We start from the raw sequence: 25,701 nt of genomic DNA on the forward strand, positions 1-25,701 counted from the left end.
GATGACTGCTTTTTCCGTAAACTTGCTCATGGTGGATGGTTTTGTTGTTCGCTGGTTTCCGACTTCGACAATCAGATTCTCAGCTGAAACCTCCATCGCCTTCAATCTCCCGCCTCAACTCCCCCGTACACCAGATCCGAGCATATCTCATGCCCGAGACGCGTGATACAGCGACGCGCGAACAATTGGAAGCTGCCTTGGCCAAGTTGCTTGAAGGGCAGACGGGAACGTGTGCAAGTCGTATTTCAATCAGTGCCGTTGCCCGCGAGGCCGGTTTCACACCCGCCCTGATCCACAACCGCTATCCGGATCTTGCTGCACGCATCAGGGTGCACATGGGCCGCGACGTGCACCACCGCCCTGACGAGCAGGCCGAACTCCAGGCACTCCGCGACGTCGTACAGGAATTGAGGCAGCGAATCGGGCGGCTCGAGGCCGATCTGGCGCGAATCGCCTCCATCAATGCAGCTTTGAGCGTCGACAATGCGGAGCTTCGTGCGATGCTCAAAAGCGGGAACGTTGTCAGTCTACCGAAGCACCCGTCCAGCCATCGACTGTGACTGCCGTCAGAAACCGCTTTGTTGACGATCGAGTACGAATATCGATACGACTGGGACCGGCAATCTACGGTCTTTCGTCGTCAGCTCGCGGACGTCCGTTGTTGAGCTAGAACTGCCCCTTGTCTCGAAGACAATGGTCGCAGACTCGTAGACCGAAGCAGCCACAACTGCCAAGCACTAGTGCGCCGATAGCGGTGGTGCCACAAGCGCCGCAATCCTGACGTGAGGCTGGCCGCCTCACGTCAGGCGTAGGCCACTTCGGTAATCATACCGGCCAGCATGTGATAGAGATTGTGGCAATGCATTAGCCAGCGACCTGAGTTGTCCGCGTCGAACGCCACGGTGACCTTTGCCATTGGGGGCACATGCACTGTGTCCCGCAACGCGCCGGAGAACGCGTTGCCGTTGAGCGCCACGACCTGAAAGTGATGACCATGCAGATGGATGGGGTGGGACATCATCGTCACGTTGTGAAAGGTCATCGTCACTCGCTGTCCGGGCCGAATTTTCACGGTGGCGCGATTGTCCCATCCCCTGTCATTGAATCCCCACACATAGGGGTGCATTGAGCCGGTTAGCACCAGCATAAAATGCGCATCGGCGGAGCGTAACGCCAGAGGCTTGGCCGCTGACAGTTGAACCTCCTGATCGAAGTCCAGCGCTGCAGATTTTTCGATTGCCACAGAGGCGAACTTGCCGACGTTGGCGCCATAAGTGGCGAGAATAATGCCCGTTTGCTGTCGATCACCTTCGCGCACGGCAAGCACCGGCCACACTCCCGCTTCACTGGGAAGTTCAAGAAGAATATCGATGCGTTGGGCCATTGCCAGATTAAAGCGGTTCGCGCTCAAAGGCCAGGTGGCGTCGCCATCCACAGCGGCGACCGTACCCTGCAGTCGTCCCAGGTGAACGTGGAAATTCGTGGATGACGCTCCGTTGATAATGCGTAGGCGAACTCTTGCGCCTCGCTCTACCCGAATGATTTCCGGATCCTCCAGTGTTCGATCGTTGGCGAGATAGGCATCGAAGTCTACGTCGTTGAAATCCATTTTCATCGGCATCGGATTTGGTATGTCGCGGATGTCGCCGCCAGCCACTCTGCTCATGCCCGGCATGTCACCCATGCCGGGGGGGGGGTTCATGCCGGCTCGATGCTGCCATGGCATCCATCCGGTTTGCGTTCCCGCGTCGGAGTTCCGACATGACCTCGGCAGGGTCGCGAAAAAGGAAATCCTCCAGAAAAATCGTCACCTCGTGAATGTCGGCCCGAACGTCGTCGGCAGTGCGCACGATCAACGGAGCGGCGAGCAACTGCTGCTCTTGAAAGCCCTGATGCGAGTGCATCCAGTAAGTGCCGGGACGCGCAGCGAAATCGTAGGCACGGCGCTCGCCCGGCTGGAGTTTCGGCACCCCGAACTGGCTTACGCCGTCTTGGTCGGGCGGCGGCTCCTGCCCATGCCAGTGAACAATGGTTGGCTCGTTCAAGCGGTTCTCCAGTTCGACCGCGAAGCGCTCGCCCGGGTCAAGGAACAGGCCGCGCGTGCCGTTTGGCTGATGCAGTCCGAACACCGTCGCGGCGCGGCCGTTGACTTCGATCGAACGGGTCTCGGCAACTAGACGGCGCGGCGTGTTGCCATTATTTCCGTTGGTGACTGACTTGAAACCGCTGATCGGCGATGGCGCACATGCAGCAAGCGCCGCTGATGCGGCGGCGACGGACGTCAGCAGGAATTTGCGGCGAGATATCAACATTGATTGTTCCTTTCGCTTACGGTTCTGTGCAGCGTAGACATTCCAACGATGGGAGGGTCAAGCAACTGCGATCGAATCGTTGTGAGCAGGAACGGATAGTTCACACGGTTCTCGAACGTGCGCTCCGGTTGAAAACCCTGCATCCGGGCTCGGCCGCCGGGCGTCGGCTTTGACCGGCAGAACGGCCACCCGTCGCGCCTACGCGACCGGCAGCAACATGCCCTGAGGTGGTCCGTCAAGTTTTTTTGTTTCTTCGATGCTTCTGCGCTCCCTGATCATCACGCGCCCGCCCGTGGACAACGACGCTGCCCCACAGCGCAAAGCTGTGGACAGCCGCCTGACGGCGGTTCCGTCGTTGCCCACCGGCTCCCCGCGAGCTTCGCCTTCGGCCTGACGCGCCGCTGCGCGGCTTGCCCCAATCAGATAAAGGAGCAAGAGCCGCCCACTCTTATCCGTCGGACAGACTCAGCTTGCCGAGAAGCGGCGAGCCGCGCCTTCTCAACGCGTTCAGATAGACGCTTTCATAGTAGCGTTTTCCAGTCTGCCAACACCGGTAGAGGATGCGTATCCATTTGAATGCAACGCCAAGCATGCAGGGTGATCGCGTTTTTCGTGCCGGGCGAGTTGGTGCAGGAAGTCTTTCCTGATCCGGAGGCCATCCACGGCCGTGTGCTCCATGGTTCGACGCCGCTCGAGCAACTGATCATCGAACACGTTGCGGCGCTCAGTCGGACGATCGCATGCATGAGTGCCGGTGAGGCGGACGGCGCCATACGCGCGGCGGCCAAGCTCCTTGTCGCAGCGTTTGGACGGCAGGCGCGCCTGAGCGGCGACACGCGCGCTGCAGCCCGGGCAGCCATGTTCGGTCAGGTGCGGCGCTAGATTCAGGCGCACGTGACTGAAGATGAACTCTCCCCGGAAAGTGTGCTCAATGCGCTTCAACTTCCTCGCCCGACCATCTATCGCCTGTTTCAGCATGGAGGCGGCGTTGGCGCTTATATCCGCCACCTGAGGCTACGCCATGCGGCCGATGAACTGATCCGGTATCCGCACTTAGCGGTGATAGAGATTGCCTACGGACTCGGCTTCAAAAGCGCGTCTGATTTTACGCGCGCCTTCCGGCGAGCCTACGACATGGCGCCGCAGGATTTTCGGGCTTTAGCTGACAAGATGGTTCAGACGCAGCGACAGGCGTCAATGCGTGTGCGGCGGTTCAGGTTTCGAAGCGCCGTTCCTTGAAAAGCATCAGCGCACAGAAGCTCACCATACACGCCGGCGCCACATACCAGGCTGCAGACATGGGATCGCCGGTCCATCTGATCAATGCCGTCACGATGAATTGAGCAGTGCCGCCGAACAAGGCGACGTGCAGCGAATGCGAAACGGCCATGCCGCTGGCGCGCACCCGCGCAGGAAGCGCTTCGAGCACAAGCAGGGCGACCGCGCCTGCGCCGAACGCCACCATTGTGCTAATGAGCCCGACGCCGCACAGGATAGGCAGCGCGCTGGTCGCACGGGTAATCATCAGAAAGACCGGATAGACCAGAAGCGCCGTGCATCCAGAGGCGAGGAGGGCCAGTGGCTTGCGGCGAGGCAGACTGTCTATGAGACGGCCGGCCAGCGGCGGAATGACGACCAGCAGCAGCGCAGACAACGCGGAAGCCAGAAATCCGATGACGGCGGGCATGTGCATCACGCGAGTCGCATAGCTCGGCATGAAGTAGACGATCGCGTAGACCGGTATGGTTTGCCCCATCATCATCAGCATCGCCAGCAGGATCGTCGTTCCATGTTCGCGACATAGTTCGGCGACCTGTGTGCCGGCATTTCTGGCGGTGTTGGTGGGAATCGGATCATCGTGAAGCCGATGGCGAACGTAGAGACCGACTGGCGCGATCAGCAGACCGATCAGGAATGGGATCCGCCAGCCCCACGAAGCAAGAGCGGCCGGTGACACCGTGCTGGTGAGTAGCACGCCCAGGGTTGCGCCCAGCAACGCGGCCGCACCCTGGCTAGCGAGCTGCCAGCTGACCAGATAGCCGCGACGCGACACGGGCCCCGCCTCCAGCACGAAGGTCGCGGCAACTCCGATGTCGCCGCCGACGGCAAAGCCCTGCAACGATCGAGCGGCGATGACAACGAGCGGCGCAATCACGCCTATGCTGGCAAACGACGGGCACAGGCCGAGCGCGGCGGTTCCCAGAGCCATCATCCAGCTGGTCCTCGTCATCGCTGCGCGGCGTCCCACGCGGTCCGCGTAAGCGCCGATGATCATCGCGCCAACAGGTCGCATGAAAAAGCCGACGCCGAATGTACCGACGGCCCACAGCAATGAAGTCATCCGATCGTTCGCTGGGAAGAACCGGTCTCCGATCATCACCGCGAAGAATCCGAAAACGGTGAAATCGAACATTTCGAGGCCAGTCACAAGCGATGCTGCGACAACGGTTTTGAGAAGCTCGCGGGGATCTTCTTGATTGCCGGAAGGCTGGTCGCACGTCGCGAAGGGAGGCGTGAACATTCTTTTGTAAGGTCGTCAGTAATGGCGCATGAGTTTCACGTTGAAAACGCATTCTCGCTACGCGGCGCGTTGCACGATACCACGTGCGCCCCTTCGCTGACCGGCTGCGCACACGTGGCTCTCGCTCCGGGAGTCCGGTCCGGTAACATGGGACGGTCCCGCCTTGCCAGATGAGGATATTCGATAACGTTTGCGTCTTGACAAAGCGAATGTCCAACGAGGGTGCAAAGCCCTGGTCCGCACTACACCGAAGTCGACGGGCAAAGACTGGTAACTGGGGAAAGGTGCGGCAGATTTGCCAGACGGCCATTCGAAACGTCATTGGCGATTGACTGGTGCTGGCTTTGGAACGGACCGTTGTAAATCTCGTCCAATCGGCGGATCGGGTCGCGTGCTGCCGTGTACCCTTGGAAGTTTTAAGCTGCGTGTACCCGTTGCATGAGGCAGCACGCGGCCAGTGAACGAAACCGCTCGCGAGCGGTCGAGCCGACCCTTCGATATGGCAATAACGGCCGGCGACGCGCTCGGCCAATATAGATAGTCCGTCTCGCTCATTCGTAGGCAAAGACGCTGCCGAATTTGTCCATGCGTTCGAGCGCCATACCCGAGCCGCGCACGACGCAGGTCAGCGGGTCTTCGGCAACGAACACCGGCAGACCGGTCTCCTCAGCGAGCAGCCGATCGAGGTCGCGTAGCAGTGCTCCGCCGCCCGCGAGCATGATGCCGCGCTCGGCGATATCGGCGCCGAGCTCTGGCGGCGTTTGCTCGAGTGCGATCTTGACCGCCGATACGATCTGGTTCAGCGGATCGGTGAGGGCCTCGAGGATCTCATTGCTGGAGACCGTGAAGCTGCGTGGTATCCCTTCTGACATATTGCGGCCCTTCACTTCCATTTCCTTGACTTCCGAGCCCGGGAAAGCAGAGCCGATTTCCTTCTTGATGGCTTCGGCGGTTTGTTCGCCGATCAGCATCCCATAGTTGCGGCGGATATAGTTGACAATGGCTTCGTCGAACTTGTCGCCGCCGACGCGCACTGAACCTTTATACACGATGCCGCCGAGCGAAATGACGCCCACTTCAGTGGTGCCGCCACCGATATCGACAACCATCGAGCCGATCGCTTCGGACACGGGCAGGCCAGCGCCGGTTGCGGCGGCAATCGGCTCTTCGATCAGGTAGACCTGCGATGCGCCCGCACTGTGCGCCGCTTCCTTGATTGCACGTCGTTCGACCTGGGTGGACCCGCACGGCACGCAGATAATGATGCGCGGCGACGGCGCAAATATGCGCGGTGCGTGCACCATCCGGATGAACTGCTTGATCATCTGCTGGGTGATGTTGAAGTCGGCGATCACGCCGTCCTTCATCGGGCGGATGGCTTCAATGTTGCCCGGCACCTTGCCAAGCATCTCCTTGGCTTCCTTGCCAACTGCCAGAATGGTCTTTTTGCCGCTCGGACCGCCTTCCTGACGAATCGACACGACCGAAGGTTCGTCAAGGACAATGCCCTTGCCGCGCATGTAGATCAGCGTGTTTGAGGTGCCAAGATCAATCGCCAGGTCGTTGGAAAAGTAGCTGCGCAGAAAACCGAACATTGAAAATCCTGTCTCGCTTGATGGCAGGCGCCTGGCCGACGACGTGCGACCATGCAGCAGCCGGGAGAGGAAAGGATAACAGGTGCAGAAGCCCGAAGGCTCCGCGCCGGATGCGCGGGGCTCGCAAAAGGAAGGTACTCCGCCTGGACGCGACGGCAGGGGCTGAGTCAAATTCGGCGACCGATGATGGACCTTGCGTTTCGCGATAGTCAGCAAGCGGCCATGAAGCGTCATTTGCACGCACCGTTGCTCGGACGTTCAGACGTCAGATCCGCTCCAGCAAGCGGCCATTGAATTCGCGAAGAAGAACGTTGCTTGATCGGCTGTGGTCGGCATTCGTCATCTGTTCTGACGTGTGTCTACTATTTGTGAAACGAGGGAAAGCAGCATGCAAATCGATATCGATTTCGGGAAATCTCATGTGTTCGTTTTCGGCGGCACGAGCGGCATCAACTACGGCATCGCAGAAGCGTTCGCGCGACGCAGCGCGTATGTCAGCGTCTCGAGCCGCAAACGTGAAAACGTTGATGCGTCAGTGGCCACGCTCGCCGGTCATCGCTCGCAGGTCCGGGGGATGTGCGCTGACGTGCGCGACTTCGACGCGGTCGGAGCGGCGTTCGACGATGCAGTGAGCCAATTCGGACCGATTGACGTGCTGATATCCGGCGCGGCAGGCAACTTTCTTTGCGACGCGAGTTCGATGTCGGCAAACGGCTTTCGTGCCGTCATCGATATCGATTTGATCGGATCGTTCAACGTGATGAGGCAGGCGCACCCGCATCTGCGCAAGCCCGGCTGGCGAACCACGCTTGAACAGGCCATTCACAAAGCGAGAACGTTCATGTCAATCTCGTCCGATTCCGTCAACAACGTGTTGCCGAGCGCGGGAACCGCTCGGCTCGCACGGCATCGCCTGGTCAATATCGACAACGGCAGCACGCTGACCGACATCTGCTTGATGAGCGGCGCCAAGGTCGTCCGCATGAAGACGCTGACGCCGCCGCACCTGACGCAATGCCTGGGGAGCGATCGCTCATGAGTGCATGGTGCAGGCGCTGGATAATGCTGGATCAGGTTCCCGGGGCTGAGACGGATCGCGCCATTTCCCCTTCCAATATTGAGCGTCCAGAAAGCGGCTTGGGGACCTCAACACCCATCAACGCACGGACATGCGCGCCCGTGCTGGTGGCCAGGCCGTCCAGACTGTAACCCCCCTCGAGAATCGAAACGATGCGCCCCTCGCACGTCGCATCGGCAATACGCATCAACTCGCTGGTAATCCAATAGAAATCATCGTCCTCGAGGTTCAAGCCTGCGAGCGGATCCAGGCGGTGCGCGTCGAAGCCGGCCGAAATGACGATGAGTTGGGGGTTGAAGTGGCGTATCGCTGGCAACATGCCGGCTTCTATCCGAGCATGGAAGAGCGCCGAATCACAGCCACGGGGCAACGTGACGTTGACGATGTTGTGGTTCACGCCGGTCTCGGATGGAGCGCCCGTGCCGGGATAAAAAGGCGACTGGTGGCTGGAAGCGTAAAACAGCTCCGGCCGGTCGAAAAAAGCTGCTTGCGTACCATTGCCATGATGGACGTCGAAGTCGACGACTGCGATGCGCTCCAGCTTGTGTACTTCGTAAGCGTAGGCCGCGGCGATCGCAGCCTGATTGAAAATGCAAAAGCCCATAGCCCTGGCCGGCTCGGCGTGGTGACCACACGGGCGGGTGGCACAAAACACGTTACGTGCTTGCACACTCATCACCGCGTCGACGCCAGCACAAGCCGCTCCGACGCAGCGCATCACGGCTTCCCACGAGCCCGGCGACATCACCGTGTCGCCGGCATCGAGGGGCATATAGCCATGCTGCGGGGCGATGTCCGCGACCTCATCGACAAAGGCCCGGTCGTGGATCAATTGCACTTGGTCGAGTGTGCCCATCGGCGCATCGCGCCATTCCAACGACGAGAATTCCGGCGTCCGCAACGCGCGCAGTATGGCGTTCAGACGTTCCGGCGACTCCGGATGGTTTGGGCCGGGGCGATGCTCCAGACACGCAGCATGGGAATAAACAAGGGTAGTCGTCATTTGCTGATGCGCGGCAAAACCCGCAGCCTCCTTATAAGAGCATGGTCAAGGGCATCAGGAGCCCGCACGGCTTGGGTTTCCAGCCGGTTGCCACGGGCGCCCACAGACGAAAGTGACGGCTTGCAACGCTTAATCGCAAGGTTACGAAAAACAAACTTGCCACAAATTGCCGATCAGGATCCCGAAACGATCGGTCACGTTGTTCCGAAATACACGGGTACGCTTACGCGTGGCAGGGCATCGCCTGACTTATCAAGCGCTCTTTGGCGGTGACGCCAACGCAGCTGCTTTTTACGTCGAGCAACGCATCCGCGTGGACGCAGACCCTCGCAGCGAAGTAATTGATCGACATCTTGAACAGGCCCACCGCTGCCCGCATGGCCGCACGCGGATAAGTCAGGCACGCGCGCACTTGCTCGCTGCGGCTTTCGCCATACAGGCACCACGCACAGAAGTGCTCGCAGTTATTGGTCAGGAGCCTGTATCGATTCTCGCCAAGGCGCGTGCGTGCCCGTTCTGCAACTTGCCGATCGGCGTAACCCGGACGGTCGCCTGGCTCGATCCAGACTTCGCTCCCCGCGGCGAAGCATGCAATCGTCACTTCCTCGACAGGGCCGCGATGCAAAGACCGGGCAAGTCCGGCGTAGTGCACTACGTTGCCTTTGCCGACATAGATGCCGTGGTGAGTGTATGCGCGGCGAGGTGTCACGAGATGTGCCCCGAGAGGCGGTTCGCTTCCGACTCCGAGATGCCAACGCACCTGCATCATCGCCGCAGGAGTGCGCGACGCGATAGTGGCAGGTTCCATGATTCGACTCCCAACTGCTAACTGCATGAGCCAAGCATAGGACCGGGTGTACATTTACGATAATTAAACGTTTTGTGATATACCATAATGTTTATGTTATGGATGATCGGATGGTTCGCGCAACCCGGTATTTTCCACGGCTGAAGATGGAGCCGGATGAGGGTGCGAAGTGAGCGCCACGAATGCGAGCATCAGCTGGCGGCAACACGAGTTCGCGGTTACCGCGAAGCATGCCATTGCTGCGTCAAAGGCGGACCCTCGTCACGCTCGCCTTTTGGTTCCGGGTCCAGACCATCCGGTTCCCTTTCTGGGATGTTTTACGCGGGCTCAACGCGTCAGCCTTTCGCCAGTTAAATGTGACGATCAACCTCTTGTTGGACGTGGGGGAGTGCCCGTTGCCGTGATTAACTGCAACGGTCGACATGCGATCCAGTGACCATCGTCTCGCCGTTGTGTGCGTGCATAATGCGATCGTTCTGTCCGTCCGTCGAAGCACCCGGTAGATGGCCATTAACGGCCTGACGCCCACGGCTTTGAATCTAGGATGCCCTCCTGTGCAACGGTGTTCGGTACAGCGAAGGCGCGAAGCTCTAAGGGTTGTAATGAACAGGTCACCAGAGGAACCGGTACTGCAGTACAACCTTGGCGTCGCGCTCGAAGAATATGGCGGCGTCCGCCGGGCACTCGCCGCGTACCACGCTTGCACCTCACTTGAGCTCTATCGGCCACTTCAATGGCCGGTCTGAGACGGTCGCTATAGGGCGCCTTCGAGTCCCAAGCGGGCTGGTATCGCGAACTGCACGACGGCACCGTCAGCTGAGATTGCCAGGTTGCGTCTGCCCTCATCGAGTCGCGGTCTGGCGGCGACGCGCGCAGAAGGCTTTATCTGTCTCTGCAAGCGCAGGCCGACACGCTCATTGCGAAGCAGTCGTCGGCTGTCGTTGTGAGCATCCGTGCGTTGATGGACAAGCGTGGATTGACGATAGCGGACAACGACGCATGAGTTTGTGGCCACGGCGGCGCTGCCTCAAATTGGCAGGCGTCAGAATCTGCACGCAATCCCCACGCCGCTGCGCTTTTCTCGCGTCGCCTTCTTCCTGCCCTAAGGGGCGCCCGATGTGAATGAGGCCACGACGCCTGTAGGGCTGTCGTGGCCTCATTGGCGCAAGCTGGAGTGACTAGTACAACATCGCGTAAATACGTTTAATAATTATCGGGCTGCAAGTAAGGCTGCAGGAGCGTAACGACCACCTCGGCCATCTCCTCGAGCGAACCTGTGCCTGGCAGAGGTTCCCAGCGCCCACTATGGCTGCGAAAGGCGGCGCTAAATCGATTGCGGCCGATCTCGGTGAGGCGTGCCACGACGATGGGCTCCTCATCGTCCAGGCGTTTGATCAGCAGGTGACGCCCGTAGCCTTGCGTGACGATCTGCTCGTGGCCGAGAAGCCTGCGCAGTTGACGCTGGAGTTCGGTAGCGTAATGTTTGGTGGGTAAAGCTGGCATGTCGTTCTCTCGATTACGATGCGCCGGTTTGCAGCGGATAGCCCCGGAAACTCACGCGATCTGGTCTGCCCGTCGCATCTCAACGCAGCAGCAGCGCACATAGCGCCACACCAGTCAGGTAGGTTCCAAGTGCGCCGACGAACCGGAAAGAGTTAGGTTTTGCCATCGTTGGCCATGCGATCAGTCCGATGACGAGCAAACAGCGGCACACGGTTGCCACTACGATCAGCGACACTGTCACCGTCGAAGGCGATCGCGCGCCAAGAAAGAGAAACAGCAACGCGAGGAACGGCGCGTATTCGGCCGTATTGGCATGAGCCCGGACGAGCTTGTGTAGCCGGTTCGCGGGGTTCGGTTCGCAGCCTGAGCTGGTGCCTTCACGAAAACGCATTACCGAGATGGATAATCCGAGGCCGAAAAGTAGTAGCCCTAGAACTACCACGCATGTGAGAGCAACGTTGTTCATTTGAACGAGCCTCCTTGGCAGGGAATCAACGAATGCCGGTTTGGTGGGTAGCGCTGGCATGTCGGTCACTCGATTACGATGCGCCGGTTTGGAGCGGATAGCCCCGGAAACTCCATTTGAACGGGCGTGCCGCCTGATTGTGCGCGCGGATAAATTGCTCGGTGCGCTCGCGCAGGTGCGCGGTGCTGGTATGGCTGGCATGGCGCAGTACCCGGCGCGTGTAGCGGGCAAACCATAGTCCGATCTGATTGACCCAGCTCGCGTGCAACGGCGTGAAGTGGAAGTGAAACCGCTCGCCGTGCCGCGTGTTGAATGCCTGCCAGACGGCCCGGGCGCAATGCGTATTGAGATTGTCCCAAATGACGTGCACCTGCCTGCCCGGGTACGCAGCCGCAACGCGCTCCATGAAGGCGACCAGATCGTCCTGCGTGCGCCGCTCGCGGCAGTCTGCCAGCACCCGTCCGGTATGCACGTCAAGCGCGGCAATCAGTGCCTGCGTGCCATGGCGGATATATTCGAACTCACGACGCCGCAGCCGTCCCGGCGCAGGCGCGCGTCCCGGATGCTTGCGCTCGATGGCCTGAATGCCGGTTTTCTCGTCGATACTGAGCACCACCGCGTTTCGCGGCGCCTTGCGGTACAGCTTGCAGATCACGTTGACCTTCTCGCGAAACGCCGGGTCTGGACTGTGTAGCCATTGCTGGACCCGGTGCGGACGAACGTCGCCGGCCTGCAGAATGCGCTGCACATGGCTGCGGCTGATCTGTTCGACGACGCCACGCTCCACGGCGCGTGCCACGATCTCGTCGAGCGTCGGCGTAACCCGCCCCTCGGGTTCCTGCGCTTCACACGCCAGCGCGATCAACTGCAGTCGCGCTTCCTGCGTGATGCGCGGTGGACGACCACTGCGCTCACCCTCGCGAATGCCTTGCGCACCTTGCTGGGCAATGCGCTTGCGCCACGCGCTGACTGTTTGCACCGATATACCCAGTTCGCGCGCAATCACCGTGTTCGAGTGGCCCTCATCGGCCCACAACGCGATGCGCGCCCGCATCACATCCCGCTGCGCGGCCGTCTTGCGCTCGATCAGCGATAGCAGTTCCCGTTTTTCTTTCTTCGCCAGCTTCACCGGCTTTGCATGACGGCCTCGGCTCATTTCGCCATGGTAACCGAGGCAGTTATTTATTCAAGCTATTTAAGGGATGTTGTACTGGCTATTTACCCGCTCACGCGGTTGGAAAAGCGCAAGACACGCGCCGGCAAGAAGCGCTGCTGCGATGACGTATATGCCGGCGTTGGTGCTGTTTGTCACGTCCTTCGTCCAGCCCACGATGGTGGGGCTGACAAAGCCCGCAAGGTTGCCCACCGAGTTAATCAGCCCGATGCCGGCTGCTGCTGCACCGCCGCCCAGCATGGCGCTCGGCCACGCCCACAAGACCGGCGTCGTTGCGAGTACCCCTGCTGTACCTGGTCTAGGGAGAGCGCCACCATAGCGAGTCCAACGTTGGAGCCAAAGATGGTGGCGACCATCAGCCCGGCGCTTGCCATAAGTCCGGCTGCCGCGAAGTGCCAGCGGCGCTCGCGCAGACGGTCGGCGCTTCGCGCAAACAGCAACATCGCGACTATGGCACAGCCATAGGAAATGGCCGTCAGCATGCCGATGTCTAGCGCATCCTTTACGCCTGCGGCCTTGATGAGCGTCGGCAGACAGAAGCCCGCGCCATAGAGGCCCATCATGCAGCAGAAGTAAATCGCTGTCATGAACCACACGCGACCGTTGCTCAGTACGCTCGATACTTTGGCGTGGAGCTTGCCTGCGGCGTCCTGTGCAATACGGTCTTCCAGCAACTGCTTTTCGGTATTTGTGAGCCATTTGGCGGCGCGAATTCCATTCGGCAAATACATGAGCGTGACCACGCCCAGGAAAACTGAGGGAATCGCCTCCAGCAAAAAGAGCCATTGCCAGTTCGCCAGACCCTGCACGCCATTGAATGCCTGCATGATCCAGCCAGACAAGGGACCGCCAATGACACCAGCGATCTGAACCCGCCAGCCAGTCCAGAGGGAGTGTGTTACTGCGACTCGAGGGCGTCGAGGCGCGCTTCCGCTATCTCGCCCGGGTGTTGGCAGTGGTACGCGTCGAACAACTGTGAGCACAGTTGAGCAAGTGAAGCGAGGCCCACGGCCTGGTCTGCGTGCTCGACCTCTCCTGCGTTGAGTACGTCATCGAGAATCGGAGCGAGACGGCGCAGTCGCACGAAAGTGGCGGCGTCTAGTTTCATGTTGGACCTCCTGTGGCCGGACGGTCGAGCGCACCCTGAGTCGACCAGCCCCAAGGCGACGTATTCCGTTGATTTGCCGGGTTCGTCGAATATGTTGGTTGTAGCTGCAACGAGTTTCATGATGTCTCCCCCAGAATGGGCATACAAGACGCAAAACCGGCGTGGGCCGGCACCGCGATAGTCCGCAAGACTATGTCCCTATCCTGGCCCTTCGAGCTTGACTGCGCGCTGACCCGCCCGTTACAGTTTTGTAATTTGCGCCTGATTGGGAATCTGTAAATCCACGGTCACTCCGTCGATACGACGCGCGGCCAGCGGACACCGCAAAAATCGGAGGATGGATGCCATGAGTGGAACTGAGACCGCACTTGTCGTCGGAGCCGGGAAAGCGCCGAGCGTCTCTCTTGCTCGCGTGTGCACCGCAGAGGGTATGAGAGTCGCGCTCGTCGCGCGCGACATCGGCAAGCTCTCCGATTTGGTCGACGAGACAGGTGCCTTGGCGGTGCGCTGCGATGCCAGTCAACCGGCCGACGTTGTACAACTATTCGGCCAAGTAGAGCGAGAGTTAGGCTTACATTCCGCAGATCGAGGACACAATTTGACGCGAATTTCGTTGCTAGTCAGCCTGGCGACCGAAAGGCGTGCTCAGGGACGTCGAGGAGCGTGAGTACCTGACGCTGCAGGTCCGTGAGCGGCACGTCGAATACTTGCACGGTATGCGCACCTTCGATCAGCTTGCGGCGCTCAGCGAGGCTGAACAGACGCAAGATCTGTTCGGTAGTGGGGCGTCTACACTGACGCCGCTCCGGGGTACAGAGGAAGTTCATCGATGTGCCCGCGCTTCATGGCAAGACGCAGCTCGCGCTCGATGAGCGCCTGTACGAGTAGCGCGAGGAAGTACAGGGTGAAAGAGCGCCTGCCCTCGTCCTTCAGGAACACGGGCGCGATCTCGTGCACGGTCGTGACCTGTTCGAAGCGCTTTTCGATTATGGGCTGGCCCTTGTGGGCTTCAAGCACCTGGGCCGATGACAGGCTGCGATCGTTGGTCATCAGTGGGTATGACTCCGCGTGCCGGATCATGCCGCGTCAGATCAGGTACTTAAGTGCGCGGCGGCTGTGCGGCTGCTCCTGTTGGCTACTGGCGCTCGCGGCATGATCATGGTGAACTCTTTCCTGCCTGGCAATCGTGCAAGGCAAGGTGGATGTCCTATGACTACGGCAACGCCGGTCAGGTCGGCGGCCTTGAACGCTGACGCCGGGCCGCGCTCGTCGACTGCTCCACCGCGTCACTTTTCTCCGACGATGCGTTGAAGCCCGAGAAAAGCGCGTACCCGCGCGTGCTAGCAGGCCTGCGTCAGGCCTTTGAAACGTTACCGCACGATGCTTTGCCGTGCGGCAAGCCTCTGCCTGCACGGCCTCGGTCACCGCCAATACCACCTCCCAGGAGATTTCGTCTTCGCGACTCGCACTCTCCATGTCGGCGAAGAGCTTGCGCCAGAATTTAACGCCCTTGCTGGAGCGACCGGGACCGCGCGCGGACTGCAGGCGCGCCAACAAGACCGCCTTGCGAATGGCCTTCCTCTGCTCTGCCTTCCTGGGTGCCCGATAGCGGCCCAAAACACCGCCCCGCCAGATGACAAAGGACGCGGCGAAGAACACCAATGCCGAAAAGACGACTAATGTCTGGTTGCCTTGAAGAAAATTTCCGTCCGCCACACAGCCACCTTCGGTTGGCCTGGGCTGTCCGGGATACGTAAGCGCACGCAGTCATGTACAGGGACCATGGCGTCGGTCTGCTGACTCCACTGCATACGGTCGACCGGCGCCTTGATAGGGCCCCTGCGGGATTAACGGCAGGCTTTTAATTCGTCCCTGGTCCCGGGACATTTCACAATGCGCATATTGTGGGCGGACGCCTGGGCCGTAAGCGCGGTGCGCAACGTCGCGCACGGCGCATGCGCACAAAAAAAGCGAGCAGGGCTCGCTTCGCACCGCTTCAGGCCATCGCCAACATCACGTGGATGATTTGGTCTCGGCCTCTTTGACCCGTGCAACGACGGCCTGTTTAGTCGTCCCGTTCGCGCCCGCAGCGACAACGTTCGCGTTGCGTTCGGCAATCTCCAGTGCTTGCTTCGTAGCTTTTTTGGCACCTTCATACGTCGCGCTGGCCGTCGTGACGAATGCCTTCCATGCGGCCACGGCGGTTTCGCTTCCTGCCGGTGCGTTCTTCGCGATGCTGTCGACGAATCCTTGTGCTTCGTTCTGGAACTGCTTGAATTGGGTTTCAGCGGCGGCTGCACATTGACCTTGCGTGCTGGACAGGATTTCGTGCACGTGTTGCCAGTACGACCGCACCTTTTCTGCAACAGGTTGTGCCTGGCTGGTCTGCAGAGCGAACAACCCCGGCAGGTCTCCGGACGAAAACGCCTTGGCAACGATTTCCTGATTTTCGGCAAGGGTCGTCTTTACGACTTGCAGATTCAACTCAACAAGCTTTTCCAAGCCTTCGAAAGCTTTCGTCAGGAAACCAAATGTCGATTCGACGCCAGCTTTCTGTGCAGCGACTAGTTGTTCTGGGACAAGACCATTCATCACTAACTCCATTGTGGGGTGGGTAGGCGCAGGAAGTTTTGTTGCGGCGCAGCGAATCACTCTTCTAGGGAGGGTCTTGTCAATGTCAACCACTGTCGCGATGCGCGTCGGGTCCGAGCGGCACGCAATGCCATGATGGCGGTGGGGCCCAGCCGACCTGTAAGTAGAAACCCTGCTAACCGGCGTTGCCTCGGTTCAGGTCGAGACATGAATATTTCATCAGCCATTTGCGGCACTTGTAAAAAGTCGGCGTTTAATCGCCTCAGCCGTGAGGGACGGGAAGCGAAAAGCTATTCGACGTGCCGCTCACGGACCTGCAGCGTCAGGTACTCACGCTCCTCGGCGTCTCAGGGCACGCCTTTCGGTCGCCGGGCTAGCAACGAAATTCGCTTCAGATTGTGTCCTCGACCTGCGGAAAGTAAGGATCGAGAGCGCGTAAGGGAACATTTCAGAACGCGCTGGCGCCAGATAAATTTTTCTGCCGAGTTGCTCGAAAAGGGCTAGGCGGGCGTGCTCCTCAAGCTGTTTTACCCAGGTTGAGACTGCCGGCTGCGTTAGGTGCAACTCGTCGGCCGCGCGCGAAAAGCTCCGGTTCGGGGCAACCGTTTCGAAAATCTCTAGTTGGCCCAGGGAAGCGTTTTTGATGGTCGAAATTCGTTGAAGGCCGCCGACGTATACAGGATGCCTAATGTAAAGCATAAAATGTTTTAACTTTTACTGATAGCTGATCTCGCGCAGCATTCTTTCAGAAACCACTTTTATTAGACCGTTTTGCGTGCCCCGCAGGTTTCTTGTTGGTGCGATTTCCATCTGACCGACCATTAGCGCTTCATTGCCGACGCGCACGCAAGCGATGAGGTGATTCGATTACGTAATTCAAGGCGCCGCTCGAGCGCGATGAATTCTACAAAGGAGATGGAGACATGGGATATTCCAGCATGGGCGAGCCAGGCAGCACAGCGCTATGGCATAACCGGTGGGTCCAACTGGCGGTCGGCATCGTTTGCATGGGGCTGGTGGCGAACCTACAGTACGCGTGGACCTTGTTCGTCGTGCCGATGGACGCGGCGCATCACTGGGGGCAGGCGGCGATTCAGACTGCCTTCACCATCTTCATCGTCACGGAAACCTGGCTTGTGCCAGTCGAAGGATGGCTCGTCGACAAGCTCGGGCCGCGTCCCGTCGTCATTGGCGGTTCGCTTTGTGTCGCACTCGGCTGGATCATTGACGCACACGCAAGCAGTCTGGGCGAACTGTACGTCGCGGCGGTGATTGCGGGCATCGGTGCGGGTTGCGTCTACGGCACCTGTGTCGGGACGGCGCTCAAGTGGTTTCCCGATAAACGCGGTCTGGCGGCGGGTTTGACCGCGGCCGGCTTCGGCGCCGGCGCGGCGCTCACGGTGATCCCGATCGCCAACATGATCCAGCGTTCCGGCTACGAGCATACGTTCATGTTCTTCGGCATTTTCCAGGGCCTCTGCATTCTGCTTCTCGCGACCATGCTGGTGCGTCCGAAGCCGCCAGCGACCGCGCTCGCCGCCAAACGCGTGGTTGCCACCAAGGTTGACTACACCCCTGGTCAGATGGTCCGCTCGCCGCTTTTCTGGGTGCTTTACCTGATGTTCGTCTTCGTGGCGGCCGGCGGAATCATCGCGACCGCGCAACTCGGCCCGATCGCCAAGGAATACGGCTTTGCGAAGTTGCCGGTTAGCCTGATGGGCGTCACGCTGCCGCTTCTGACGATGACGCTGTCGATCGACAATCTGTGCAATGGCTTCACGCGTCCGCTGTGCGGCTTTCTTTCGGACAAGATTGGCCGCGAGAACACGATGTTCATGATCTTTCTCGGCGAAGGCGTCGCGTTGCTCGGTCTGATGCAGTTCGGCCACAACCCGTACGCGTTTATGTTCTTCGCGGCGGCTGTGTTCCTCTGCTGGGGTGAAATTTTCTCGATCTTCCCGGCGACCTGCGCGGACACGTTTGGCAGCAAATACGCGGCGGCCAATGCAGGCACGCTCTATACCGCAAAGGGCACGGCGTCTATGCTCGTGCCGATCGCTTCGGTGTTGTCGGCGCATGGCTCTTGGAGCACGGTGTTCATCTGTGCGGCGGTCGTATCGATTGTTGCGGCGGTGTCCGCGAAATTCCTCCTCGCTCCGATGAGACAGCGTTGGATCGACCGTACGGTCGAGGCCGACGCCGACGCGCTCGCCGAGGGATATCTCCGATAACCATATATGGACATTCGTGCCCCGCGAACGCGTTGATGCGTCGTCGATAGCCGTTGAAAGGTCTGGGAATAAGAAGGGTAGCGACCTTCCTTCGAGCCACGGCGCTTGAGCATGCCGCACAAACACGACGCCGATCGCCGTTACCACATTGCCAAAGCGCCGCTGAGGTGAAGTGATGGACGGAATACGAAACCAGAGTGCGATAACGCGGCCGCGGGACTGTGTGGGTGACCACGTACGCTGTGGCGGACCCGCCGGCGGTACTGCGCGCGACAACCCGCGCTCAGCTTCGCAGTGCGGCTCAAAAACCGCCACTTTTGGGTCACACGCGACTGGTTGCGGGTCTTATCTCAATCGACACGGAAGAGTTATTCAGGCAAATACAAGGTAGCTCAAATTCTGCAGGCGTGTTCCGCCTCGAACTACCGTGTTATCTGTATATCGAGATGGTATGCCTTAATTGCATACCCCGGTTAGGTTGGGTTAACAGCTACCACGGAAATATCTGGTTGCCTTGAGCACCTGAATCGCCTTATTTTGCGCCCGAATTACATGCGATACGAACTATCAGATATTAGCGTTGGATGTTGGGAATTGTCGTGAATTTAACGAATTCGTTGGATAAGCAACCCCATGCCGGATGGAGGCGGGCCGCGTAGAAGCACATAGGGGAGGTGGCCCGCAGCCCGAATTGCCTGATTCTGCATGTGATCTACATCGGATCGAAATAGCAGTTCGGACTGTGGTATTTATTTTTCTATTTAATTCGCCATACTAATTAATTTTGGAGGGGATGATGACTATAAGGAATCTGAAACCGCCTCATGTGGCGGCTTCGCTATTCCTGCTTGCAGCTGGCAGCGTGATCCGTTCGGAAGGAGCATTCGCTCAGGCAAGTGCTTCGAATGATCAGGCGCAAGAGATCCAGCTGTTGAAACAGCAAATGGAAGTGCTCAATAAAAAGCTCGATGCGCTGACTGCCAGGCAAGCTCAATCGGCGAGCAGTCAGCAAGTAGCGAATCCAGGCGTCGCAAGCGCAAGCACGAACACCAGCGCAGGAGCGGGCGCAGGCACAAGCGCATCGTCAGGCGTGCAACAGACGTCCGATGCGGACGCATCCTCCGGATGGGGTGCCGGCATGCCGCCCCGGCTGAAGTCGTTGCTGGCTGCGCTAGGCGATATGGAATTCTACGGAAACCTTGATCTCTCTGTGGACTACGCGACCAAAGGCCTTAGTTCCTCATACGTCACGCCAGGCGGGACTGTCGTCTCGCCTCAAGGCCATATGGGCTGGCAGCCAGACATATCGACCAATCTTTCCTATGTCGGGATTCGCGGCAAGCGACCATTCGGTTCAAGCGGGCTCTCGTTCGTCTATCAACTGGAAACCCAACTTGATATCTCAGCGACCGCCGGAACTTCCAATTCGAACTCCGCGCAGGACTCCACCGTCAAGGGCGCTCTTACGTCACGTAACAGCTTCATTGGCGTGGATTCGTCGAAGTGGGGAGCACTGAAGATCGGCAAGACCGATGCTCCCTACAAAACGTCGACTGCACGCATGAATCCATTTTCCGGCACGTGGGGCGATTACTCCATCATCATGGGTAATACGGGCGGCGACAATCGCGTTGAATTCGGCACGCGGCTGGACCACGCGATCTGGTATGAGTCGCCCAGTTTTCACGGCTGGTCTTTCAACGCCCTCGTCTCGCCGGGTCAAAACCGCGGTTTTGAAAATTCGGTGCAGGCCGCCGGCGAGTCCAACTGCACGGGCGGCAACGTGCCCGGTAGCGGCGGGAACCCGATCGCGTGTAACGATGGCAGCTATGGGTCGGCCTACAGCGCGAACCTCGCCTATACCAACGGGCCGCTGTACTTTACGACAGCCTATGAGTTACACCGCGACGTGAATCGCTCAAGCGATGTGACGAACAGTCCCGCGGCGCTGGCTTCGCCTGATGGGACGGACCCCAACGATATCGGCAACGAATGGGCATTCAAGGTCGGTGCGCAATACAAGCTTCCCACGCTTACCACCGTGAGCGCAATTTTTGAAGTGATGCGCAGAAACATTCCGGCCTACCTGCAATCACAGAACGAGCGGAGCCGTAATGGCTTCTGGCTTGCCGTGACACAGGAATTCACCCCTAAAGATACCGCGAGCGTGGGTTGGGCACACGCCGGTCGCACGCCGGGCGACCCGGGGCAACACAACACGGCTCCGGCCGACCCGAACGCTATTGGTATCCCGAATCCTGCCAACGGCGCCAATATGCTCACCGCGATGTACAGACATTCTGTCGACAAACACGCCACGCTTTATGCAGTTTATGCGGTGGCATTCAATCAGCAGCTTGGCCACTATGCCTTGGGCGCAGGTGGGCGAGCCGTCTCCATTGATTGCCATGACGGCAGTTCGATCTCGAATGGTGCGCCGTTCTGCTACGCGGGAGGCAGACCAATGGGTTTCTCCGTTGGCCTGAATTACAAGTTCTGAGAGCGCTGTCAACTTGACGGAGGGCAGAGGCATAAGTAGCCGGGGGCGTGCAGTGGGCTCAGGATTCGGATTTCGCGCGCTGGCGGGAATACCGGGTACACCCGAAGCCGATCGCCGCCGGCAGCTCGAAGTGCCATCCCCTTCGGACCCGCCTACGGACGCCGCGCCGTCCGCCAGCGCAGTTGGAGTGCGGGGGTGAGCGGTCGCGTCCGTCACCGACGCGCGTCGCCTCGACGCCGTTTCTTTGCGGTCGGCTGCCATCGGTGCAGCGTCACCGCCTTCCGCTGCCATCCCACCTTCCCGCACGCATCGAAGACGATTACAAAAAGCGCCTTGAACTCGCCACATACGGAATGTAGTATTCCGTATATCTTAAGCACGAGCGCGAGTGGATGGCATAGCAGGCCGCGGCAGTCGTACAGGAGGGCTGCCGCGCAGACGTATCTCATTCGCCAGACGCATAGGCGGCGGATTCGGGCGGCGGGTCAGGCAAGACCGTCACAATGGGTTATCCGAAACTGGGGAAGCAAATTATCAATGTCTGACGATACGCACATCGATGTCCGCCCCACGTCTCTCACACTGGCGCTAGTACCGATCAATGCTTCGGCGTCGCTGCGCGACCAGGCGTACGCGCGCCTGAAGCAGGCAATTACCGAAGCCGATATCTACCGCTCGCGCGAAGAGATCCGGCTCGACGAAAAGGAGATGACAGAAGCGCTCGGTGTAAGCCGCACGCCGGTTCGCGAAGCCATGACGCTGCTTGAACAGGAAGGTTTCCTGCGCACGGTGCCGCGGCGCGGGATCTATATCAAGCGCAAGACCAAGAGAGAAATCGTCGACATGATCTACATGTGGGCGGCGCTTGAGAGCGTGGCGGCGCGGCTTGCGACGCTGCGTGCGTCCGATGGGGACATCGCGGCACTGCGGCGAATGTTCGACGATTTCCGCGACACGACGCCGGCCGAGCACATCGAAGAGTATTCGGAAGCGAACATCACGTTTCATCAGTCGATCGTCGAGCTATCGCAATCGCAACTCATCCTCGACACAATCAAGAACCTCTTCGTGCATATGCGAGCGATCCGCAAGATGACGATCGCGCAGAGTGACCGCGCGTCGCGCTCGATTGTTGATCACATGCGCATCATCGAAGCGCTTGAAAGGCGGGATACCGAACTGGTCGAGAACCTCGTGCGTCAGCACTCGCTCGAACTCGCGGCGTTCGTCGAAGCCAACTGCGACTTCCTCGACTGACGACGCCATGTCCTTTGGATTCTGAATCAAGAGGGCAACCGCAGAGAGGGCGACCGGAGCACGCCAACCTGAAGCCCCTATAAGATGCTGATATGACTTCCCGTGTCAATGCGGGATCGGTTTTTTCACTTTCTCTAAAGACATGTTGTTCGAGCTTCCTGAGGGCGACGTAGCAGTACATCTCGACGGTGGATCACGCTGATATTCGCGGGTTGGGTACCGCATTACAGAGGTCCGTCCAACGAGCCTGCCGCTACCTATGTTCGCAAATTGGATGGCATTCGTTGCGTAGTATCTTCGCGGGTTACTCGGTGTGCCCGGGCTACGCCGCCCTCAGGAAGCTCCTTCAGTGGGTTATAGCTGGTTGGCGAAGTGCTGTGTTACACGGCATGCGCCTCTGCCGGTACGGCCAGCGACATGGCGAGCCGGCTGATGTCCCAAATGAAGCCGCTCAGTTCGCGAGCGACTGCGACCACTGCGATGTTCTTCTCCTTTCCACGCGCGGTGAGTTTCCGATAGCGACGGCATAAGCGCACCTGCGCGTCCCAGGCACGGTCCACGATGGGTTTCGGGATGCTTTCGTGCCGGCGCTGGATCTCGGGGCTTACGCGGGCCGGGTGCCGGTAGCTCCAGGCCGCTTCGACGAGCAGCTTCCTTGCATAGCTGTTGCCGGTCTTGGTGATACTGCCCTGACGGCGCTTGTCGCCCGAGGAGTGTTCGGATGGCGTTACACCGAGCCAGGCCATCAGCTGGCGCGGATGCGCGAAGCGCGACAGATCGCCGAGTTCGGCCAGCATGCCTACCGCCGTGGTGAACTGCACACCGCGCATCGTCTGCAGGCCAAGGACGGCCGGATAGAAGTGCCAGTCAACGACCGCCTCGCGTAGCGCAGCCTCTAGTCGCTCACATTGTGCGAGCCGGTCCTCGATCGTGCGCCGATGCTCCTCGAAGGCGAGCTGCTGCCAAGCGCTGTCGAAGGCATACGCGCTCAGCCAGCGCCGGTGCGTCGGCCCCCAGTCGGCTCGGCCCGTATAGCGCACCCCGTGCGAGAGCAGAAAGGCCTTCAGCCGTTGCCGCGCACGCTTCAGATCATCCTTGGCGCTCACCCACGCGCGCGCCAGGTCCCGGAACGCTTCATCCTCCACGCTGGGCACGTATACCGCCGAGAGGTCCACGGTGCGTAGCAGGCGCACGAGCTTGACGGCATCACGTCGATCGGTCTTCACACGCTCACCGGGCTTCTTTGGGATCAACGACGGCGCGCATACCATGCACTCGAATCCCTTCTGGATGAGCTGCCTGTAAAGCCCGTATCCACAGGGGCCTGCCTCGTAGACGACGCGTATGTGGCGCGCCTTGGACTGCAGGCGCTTGCACAGGCGATCGATATCGGATTTGGTCGTCCCGATCTTGCCGAGCAATTCGACGTCGCCCGAGCCGAGCGCATAGGCGACCGTGATCGAGTCCTTGTGTACGTCCATGCCCACGTACAGCGTGTTATCGTCTTCCATGCTGGCCTCCGAGTGGAAATCGCCGGGTGTGGCCCTGTCCACACCGTGCGGCTCTGGCAGCAATGCTAACCCGCGCTTGACTCCTCACGGCAGGCCAGCCCCCGCCTCACGGGAAGTCATACTGCCTATGAAGCATGCGAGGCCTCCACGATCTGACGCCTAGAATCAGCGTGTTGACCACGGCTCGAAGGAGAGCATCATGTGCGGAGATCAGGCATACACGACGAGTAACGAGCAACTCGTGCTGGCGGTGTCACTTGAGCTTGCCGCGGCGAAGTGGAAGGTCGCGCTGCACGACGGACGGATTGGGGTATAGGAGGGATCGAAGCGCTCGCCTTTGGCGAGGATCGCCCAGAGGATTCGCGCGTGCTTGTTGACGATGGCCACCAGCGTTCGATACCAGCCTACCCGTGCATGCAGCTGGACGATCCAGCGCGAGAGCCGGTCGGTTCGCCGGTGGGCGCTTGTCAGGGCCGAGCGCGCACCCTGGAACAGCAGGGTGCGCAGATAGGTGTTGCCCTGCCTGGTGATGTGGCCGAGCCGGGTCTTACCGCCACTGCTGGCCTGTTTGGGCACAGAGCCAAGCCAGGCTGAAAATTGCCGTCCGTTCCTGAACACGCGCGCGTCACCGACGGTCGCGACGGCGGCCGACGCGGTGAGCGGCCCGATATCAACGATGGCCATCAGGCGTTGCGCGTTGGAGTCATGTTTGACCCGCGCGGCAATCTACGAGTCACACCACGCGATCTGCTCGTCGAGGGCGTGGATGTGATGCCAGCCTGCGAGGAGCGCGGTGCGTGCGATACCGTCCAGCTCCGTGGTCCCGTCCTCCAGTGCCTCGACGAAGTGGTCACGGAACAAGTCGATGCCTTGCGGGAGGAACACGCCGAACTCGAACAGTTCGCCACGCAGGCGGTTGACGAGTGCCGTACGTTCCTCGACAAAGCCGCTGCGCATCCGGTGCAGCACCAGCACGTTCTGCTGGTCAGCGGTCTTCAGCGCGACGAAACGCATATGGGGGCGGCTCGCCGCTTCACAGATGGCTTCTGCGTCCAGCCGGTCGTTCTTCACGTGCTTGCCGCCTTTGCGGTAGGCTGCGGCGAACTGTGGGGCGATCAGGCGGACTTCGTGGCCGAGCGCGCGTAGCTTTCGGCCCCAGTAGTGGGCCGCGCTGCAGGCTTCCATGGCCACCAGGCAGGGCTCGAGATTGGCAAACCATTCGAGAAACTTCTGCCTTGGGATCGCCTTTCTGACTGCCACGTGCTCCATTGAGTCGACTCCATGTACCACGATCAGGTTCTTGGCGAGATCGACGCCGATACGAGTAATCTTGTCCATGACTTTCCCCTTCTCAGATGGATTGCCAGCATCAACCATCGTGGCATATTGCTACGCCACGGGATGGGGAAAGTCCTTTCTAATTCGGAGCGGAGCAGCGCTGAAACGCCCGACGCGTTGCAGCGCTTCCCCTTCCCGCTCTGCACCTTTTTCACACGCGCTTACCGGGCGCCCCTCGTTCTTACCGAGCGCCCCTCATCGCACACGAGCCATCGTGTCGTCCAACGTCGCCGGTGAACCGGCCACGTGAACGCCCGCCGGTTTCATTGCTTCAATCTTTGCGGCCGCCGAGCCTGTGCCGCCGCGAGATGATTGCGCCCGCGTGGCCCGCGCGCGTGCATCTGTCGCCTGGTTCGAGCGCCGACGCGCCTCTGAGTGCGTGGAAGCACGTCATCTGAAATACGAAATATTACATTCCGTTGACCGCTCGATTTGCACACCCATCGATGCGGGCCCGCCAGAATTCGACACTCGAAGGCCAATTTCGGCGTTGCCCAAGCTTTGTGCGCCGCAAATCGATCTTCGTGGGTCGCCTTTGAATTCGGGCGATTCACGCCCATCGCAGCGCATCAATGACATCACGGTATAAAAACACGCTTGAATTAATACTGTGTGTGGAATATTGTATATCACGAGAAACGCACAACGCCCCGAAGAGGAGGAGACGTCATGGCAGATGTAATTGAGACGATGCCGCAAGCCAC

The 25,701-nt window shown here is 59.8% G+C and carries 24 protein-coding genes and 2 pseudogenes; 7 read left to right on the plus strand and 19 right to left on the minus strand.

From position 1 onward, the window contains the following. The first annotated feature begins 149 nt into the window (after positions 1-149). Positions 150-560, plus strand: a complete 411-nt coding sequence (locus tag P3T23_RS44185; RefSeq protein ID WP_429322354.1) for a TetR family transcriptional regulator — start codon at positions 150-152, stop codon at positions 558-560. Between the two features lie 242 nt (positions 561-802). Here P3T23_RS44185 and P3T23_RS44190 read toward each other — a convergent pair whose 3' ends face one another. Beyond that, complete coding sequence (locus P3T23_RS44190) at positions 803-1,702, minus strand: multicopper oxidase family protein (protein ID WP_429322355.1); 900 nt, start codon at positions 1,700-1,702, stop codon at positions 803-805. Continuing rightward, positions 1,677-2,312 carry a multicopper oxidase domain-containing protein gene (locus P3T23_RS44195; protein WP_429322356.1) on the minus strand — a complete coding sequence of 212 codons (636 nt, stop codon included), beginning with the start codon at positions 2,310-2,312 and terminating at the stop codon, positions 1,677-1,679. Before P3T23_RS44195 ends, P3T23_RS44190 begins: the two co-directional genes overlap by 26 nt. Before the next feature lie 576 nt (positions 2,313-2,888). On the opposite strand from P3T23_RS44195, the gene P3T23_RS44200 reads away from it, so the two are divergent. Beyond that, positions 2,889-3,194: a hypothetical protein gene (locus P3T23_RS44200; protein ID WP_429322377.1), complete on the plus strand. Its 306-nt coding sequence runs from the start codon at positions 2,889-2,891 to the stop codon at positions 3,192-3,194. Positions 3,195-3,206: 12 nt separating this feature from the next. Next, positions 3,207-3,551, plus strand: coding sequence for a helix-turn-helix transcriptional regulator (locus tag P3T23_RS44205; protein WP_429322357.1), 345 nt, complete (start codon positions 3,207-3,209; stop codon positions 3,549-3,551). On the opposite strand, the gene P3T23_RS44210 is transcribed toward P3T23_RS44205, so the two are convergent. Then, positions 3,526-4,740: an MFS transporter gene (locus P3T23_RS44210; protein ID WP_429322358.1), complete on the minus strand. Its 1,215-nt coding sequence runs from the start codon at positions 4,738-4,740 to the stop codon at positions 3,526-3,528. The genes P3T23_RS44205 and P3T23_RS44210 overlap by 26 nt on opposite strands. Positions 4,741-5,384: 644 nt before the next feature. After that, on the minus strand, positions 5,385-6,428 hold the full coding sequence (locus tag P3T23_RS44215) for a rod shape-determining protein (protein WP_429322359.1): 1,044 nt from the start codon (positions 6,426-6,428) through the stop codon (positions 5,385-5,387). A 388-nt stretch (positions 6,429-6,816) separates the two neighbouring features. On the opposite strand from P3T23_RS44215, the gene P3T23_RS44220 reads away from it, so the two are divergent. Next, positions 6,817-7,467 (plus strand): SDR family NAD(P)-dependent oxidoreductase, encoded by a 651-nt coding sequence (locus P3T23_RS44220; RefSeq protein ID WP_429322360.1) that lies wholly within the window; start codon positions 6,817-6,819, stop codon positions 7,465-7,467. Positions 7,468-7,498: 31 nt separating this feature from the next. On the opposite strand, the gene P3T23_RS44225 is transcribed toward P3T23_RS44220, so the two are convergent. The 12 genes and pseudogenes from P3T23_RS44225 to P3T23_RS44280 form a co-directional block, all read right to left on the minus strand. Continuing rightward, the gene (locus P3T23_RS44225) at positions 7,499-8,509 is read right to left on the minus strand and encodes a histone deacetylase family protein (protein ID WP_429322361.1); all 1,011 of its coding nucleotides are present in this window, start codon (positions 8,507-8,509) and stop codon (positions 7,499-7,501) included. A gap of 223 nt (positions 8,510-8,732) precedes the next feature. Then, positions 8,733-9,278 carry a lecithin retinol acyltransferase family protein gene (locus P3T23_RS44230; protein ID WP_429322376.1) on the minus strand — a complete coding sequence of 182 codons (546 nt, stop codon included), beginning with the start codon at positions 9,276-9,278 and terminating at the stop codon, positions 8,733-8,735. Between the two features lie 1,242 nt (positions 9,279-10,520). Then, on the minus strand, positions 10,521-10,820 hold the full coding sequence (locus P3T23_RS44235) for a hypothetical protein (RefSeq protein WP_429322362.1): 300 nt from the start codon (positions 10,818-10,820) through the stop codon (positions 10,521-10,523). 79 nt (positions 10,821-10,899) lie between these two features. Continuing rightward, positions 10,900-11,286, minus strand: a complete 387-nt coding sequence (locus tag P3T23_RS44240) for an MAPEG family protein (protein ID WP_429322363.1) — start codon at positions 11,284-11,286, stop codon at positions 10,900-10,902. A gap of 73 nt (positions 11,287-11,359) precedes the next feature. Further along, a complete protein-coding gene (locus P3T23_RS44245; protein WP_429322364.1) occupies positions 11,360-12,442 on the minus strand; it encodes an IS630 family transposase in 1,083 nt (360 codons plus the stop codon). Positions 12,443-12,481: 39 nt separating this feature from the next. Next, on the minus strand, positions 12,482-12,700 hold the full coding sequence (locus tag P3T23_RS44250) for a hypothetical protein (RefSeq protein WP_429322365.1): 219 nt from the start codon (positions 12,698-12,700) through the stop codon (positions 12,482-12,484). Then, positions 12,661-13,302, minus strand: coding sequence for an MFS transporter (locus P3T23_RS44255; RefSeq protein WP_429322366.1), 642 nt, complete (start codon positions 13,300-13,302; stop codon positions 12,661-12,663). Before P3T23_RS44255 ends, P3T23_RS44250 begins: the two co-directional genes overlap by 40 nt. A gap of 56 nt (positions 13,303-13,358) precedes the next feature. Further along, positions 13,359-13,568 (minus strand): hypothetical protein, encoded by a 210-nt coding sequence (locus P3T23_RS44260; protein ID WP_429322367.1) that lies wholly within the window; start codon positions 13,566-13,568, stop codon positions 13,359-13,361. A gap of 620 nt (positions 13,569-14,188) precedes the next feature. Further along, positions 14,189-14,335, minus strand: coding sequence for a hypothetical protein (locus P3T23_RS44265; RefSeq protein WP_429322368.1), 147 nt, complete (start codon positions 14,333-14,335; stop codon positions 14,189-14,191). A 22-nt stretch (positions 14,336-14,357) separates the two neighbouring features. Further along, the gene (locus P3T23_RS44270) at positions 14,358-14,618 is read right to left on the minus strand and encodes a hypothetical protein (RefSeq protein ID WP_429322369.1); all 261 of its coding nucleotides are present in this window, start codon (positions 14,616-14,618) and stop codon (positions 14,358-14,360) included. A 963-nt stretch (positions 14,619-15,581) separates the two neighbouring features. Further along, the gene (phaP, locus tag P3T23_RS44275) at positions 15,582-16,160 is read right to left on the minus strand and encodes a TIGR01841 family phasin (protein WP_429322370.1); all 579 of its coding nucleotides are present in this window, start codon (positions 16,158-16,160) and stop codon (positions 15,582-15,584) included. A 420-nt stretch (positions 16,161-16,580) separates the two neighbouring features. Continuing rightward, positions 16,581-16,859: pseudogene (locus tag P3T23_RS44280) on the minus strand (helix-turn-helix domain-containing protein); the annotation flags it as partial. 224 nt (positions 16,860-17,083) lie between these two features. Between P3T23_RS44280 and oxlT the strand changes: the two are divergent. The 3 genes from oxlT to P3T23_RS44295 all read left to right on the plus strand — a co-directional run bounded on the left by oxlT (position 17,084) and on the right by P3T23_RS44295 (position 22,148). Next, positions 17,084-18,391, plus strand: coding sequence for an oxalate/formate MFS antiporter (oxlT, locus tag P3T23_RS44285; protein WP_429322371.1), 1,308 nt, complete (start codon positions 17,084-17,086; stop codon positions 18,389-18,391). Positions 18,392-19,253: 862 nt separating this feature from the next. Next, a complete protein-coding gene (locus P3T23_RS44290) occupies positions 19,254-20,891 on the plus strand; it encodes a porin (RefSeq protein WP_429322372.1) in 1,638 nt (545 codons plus the stop codon). A gap of 537 nt (positions 20,892-21,428) precedes the next feature. Next, positions 21,429-22,148 carry a GntR family transcriptional regulator gene (locus tag P3T23_RS44295; RefSeq protein WP_429322373.1) on the plus strand — a complete coding sequence of 240 codons (720 nt, stop codon included), beginning with the start codon at positions 21,429-21,431 and terminating at the stop codon, positions 22,146-22,148. A gap of 380 nt (positions 22,149-22,528) precedes the next feature. Here P3T23_RS44295 and P3T23_RS44300 read toward each other — a convergent pair whose 3' ends face one another. The 3 genes and pseudogenes from P3T23_RS44300 to P3T23_RS44310 form a co-directional block, all read right to left on the minus strand. Beyond that, the gene (locus tag P3T23_RS44300; protein WP_429322374.1) at positions 22,529-23,659 is read right to left on the minus strand and encodes an IS110 family transposase; all 1,131 of its coding nucleotides are present in this window, start codon (positions 23,657-23,659) and stop codon (positions 22,529-22,531) included. Positions 23,660-23,869: 210 nt separating this feature from the next. Beyond that, a pseudogene (locus P3T23_RS44305) lies at positions 23,870-24,997 on the minus strand (IS110 family transposase). Positions 24,998-25,387: 390 nt separating this feature from the next. Beyond that, on the minus strand, positions 25,388-25,701 hold a 314-nt coding region (locus tag P3T23_RS44310; protein WP_429322375.1), incomplete at its 5' end, for a hypothetical protein.

It is taken from the genome of Paraburkholderia sp. GAS448 (assembly GCF_050435685.1).
Taxonomy (GTDB): domain Bacteria; phylum Pseudomonadota; class Gammaproteobacteria; order Burkholderiales; family Burkholderiaceae; genus Paraburkholderia.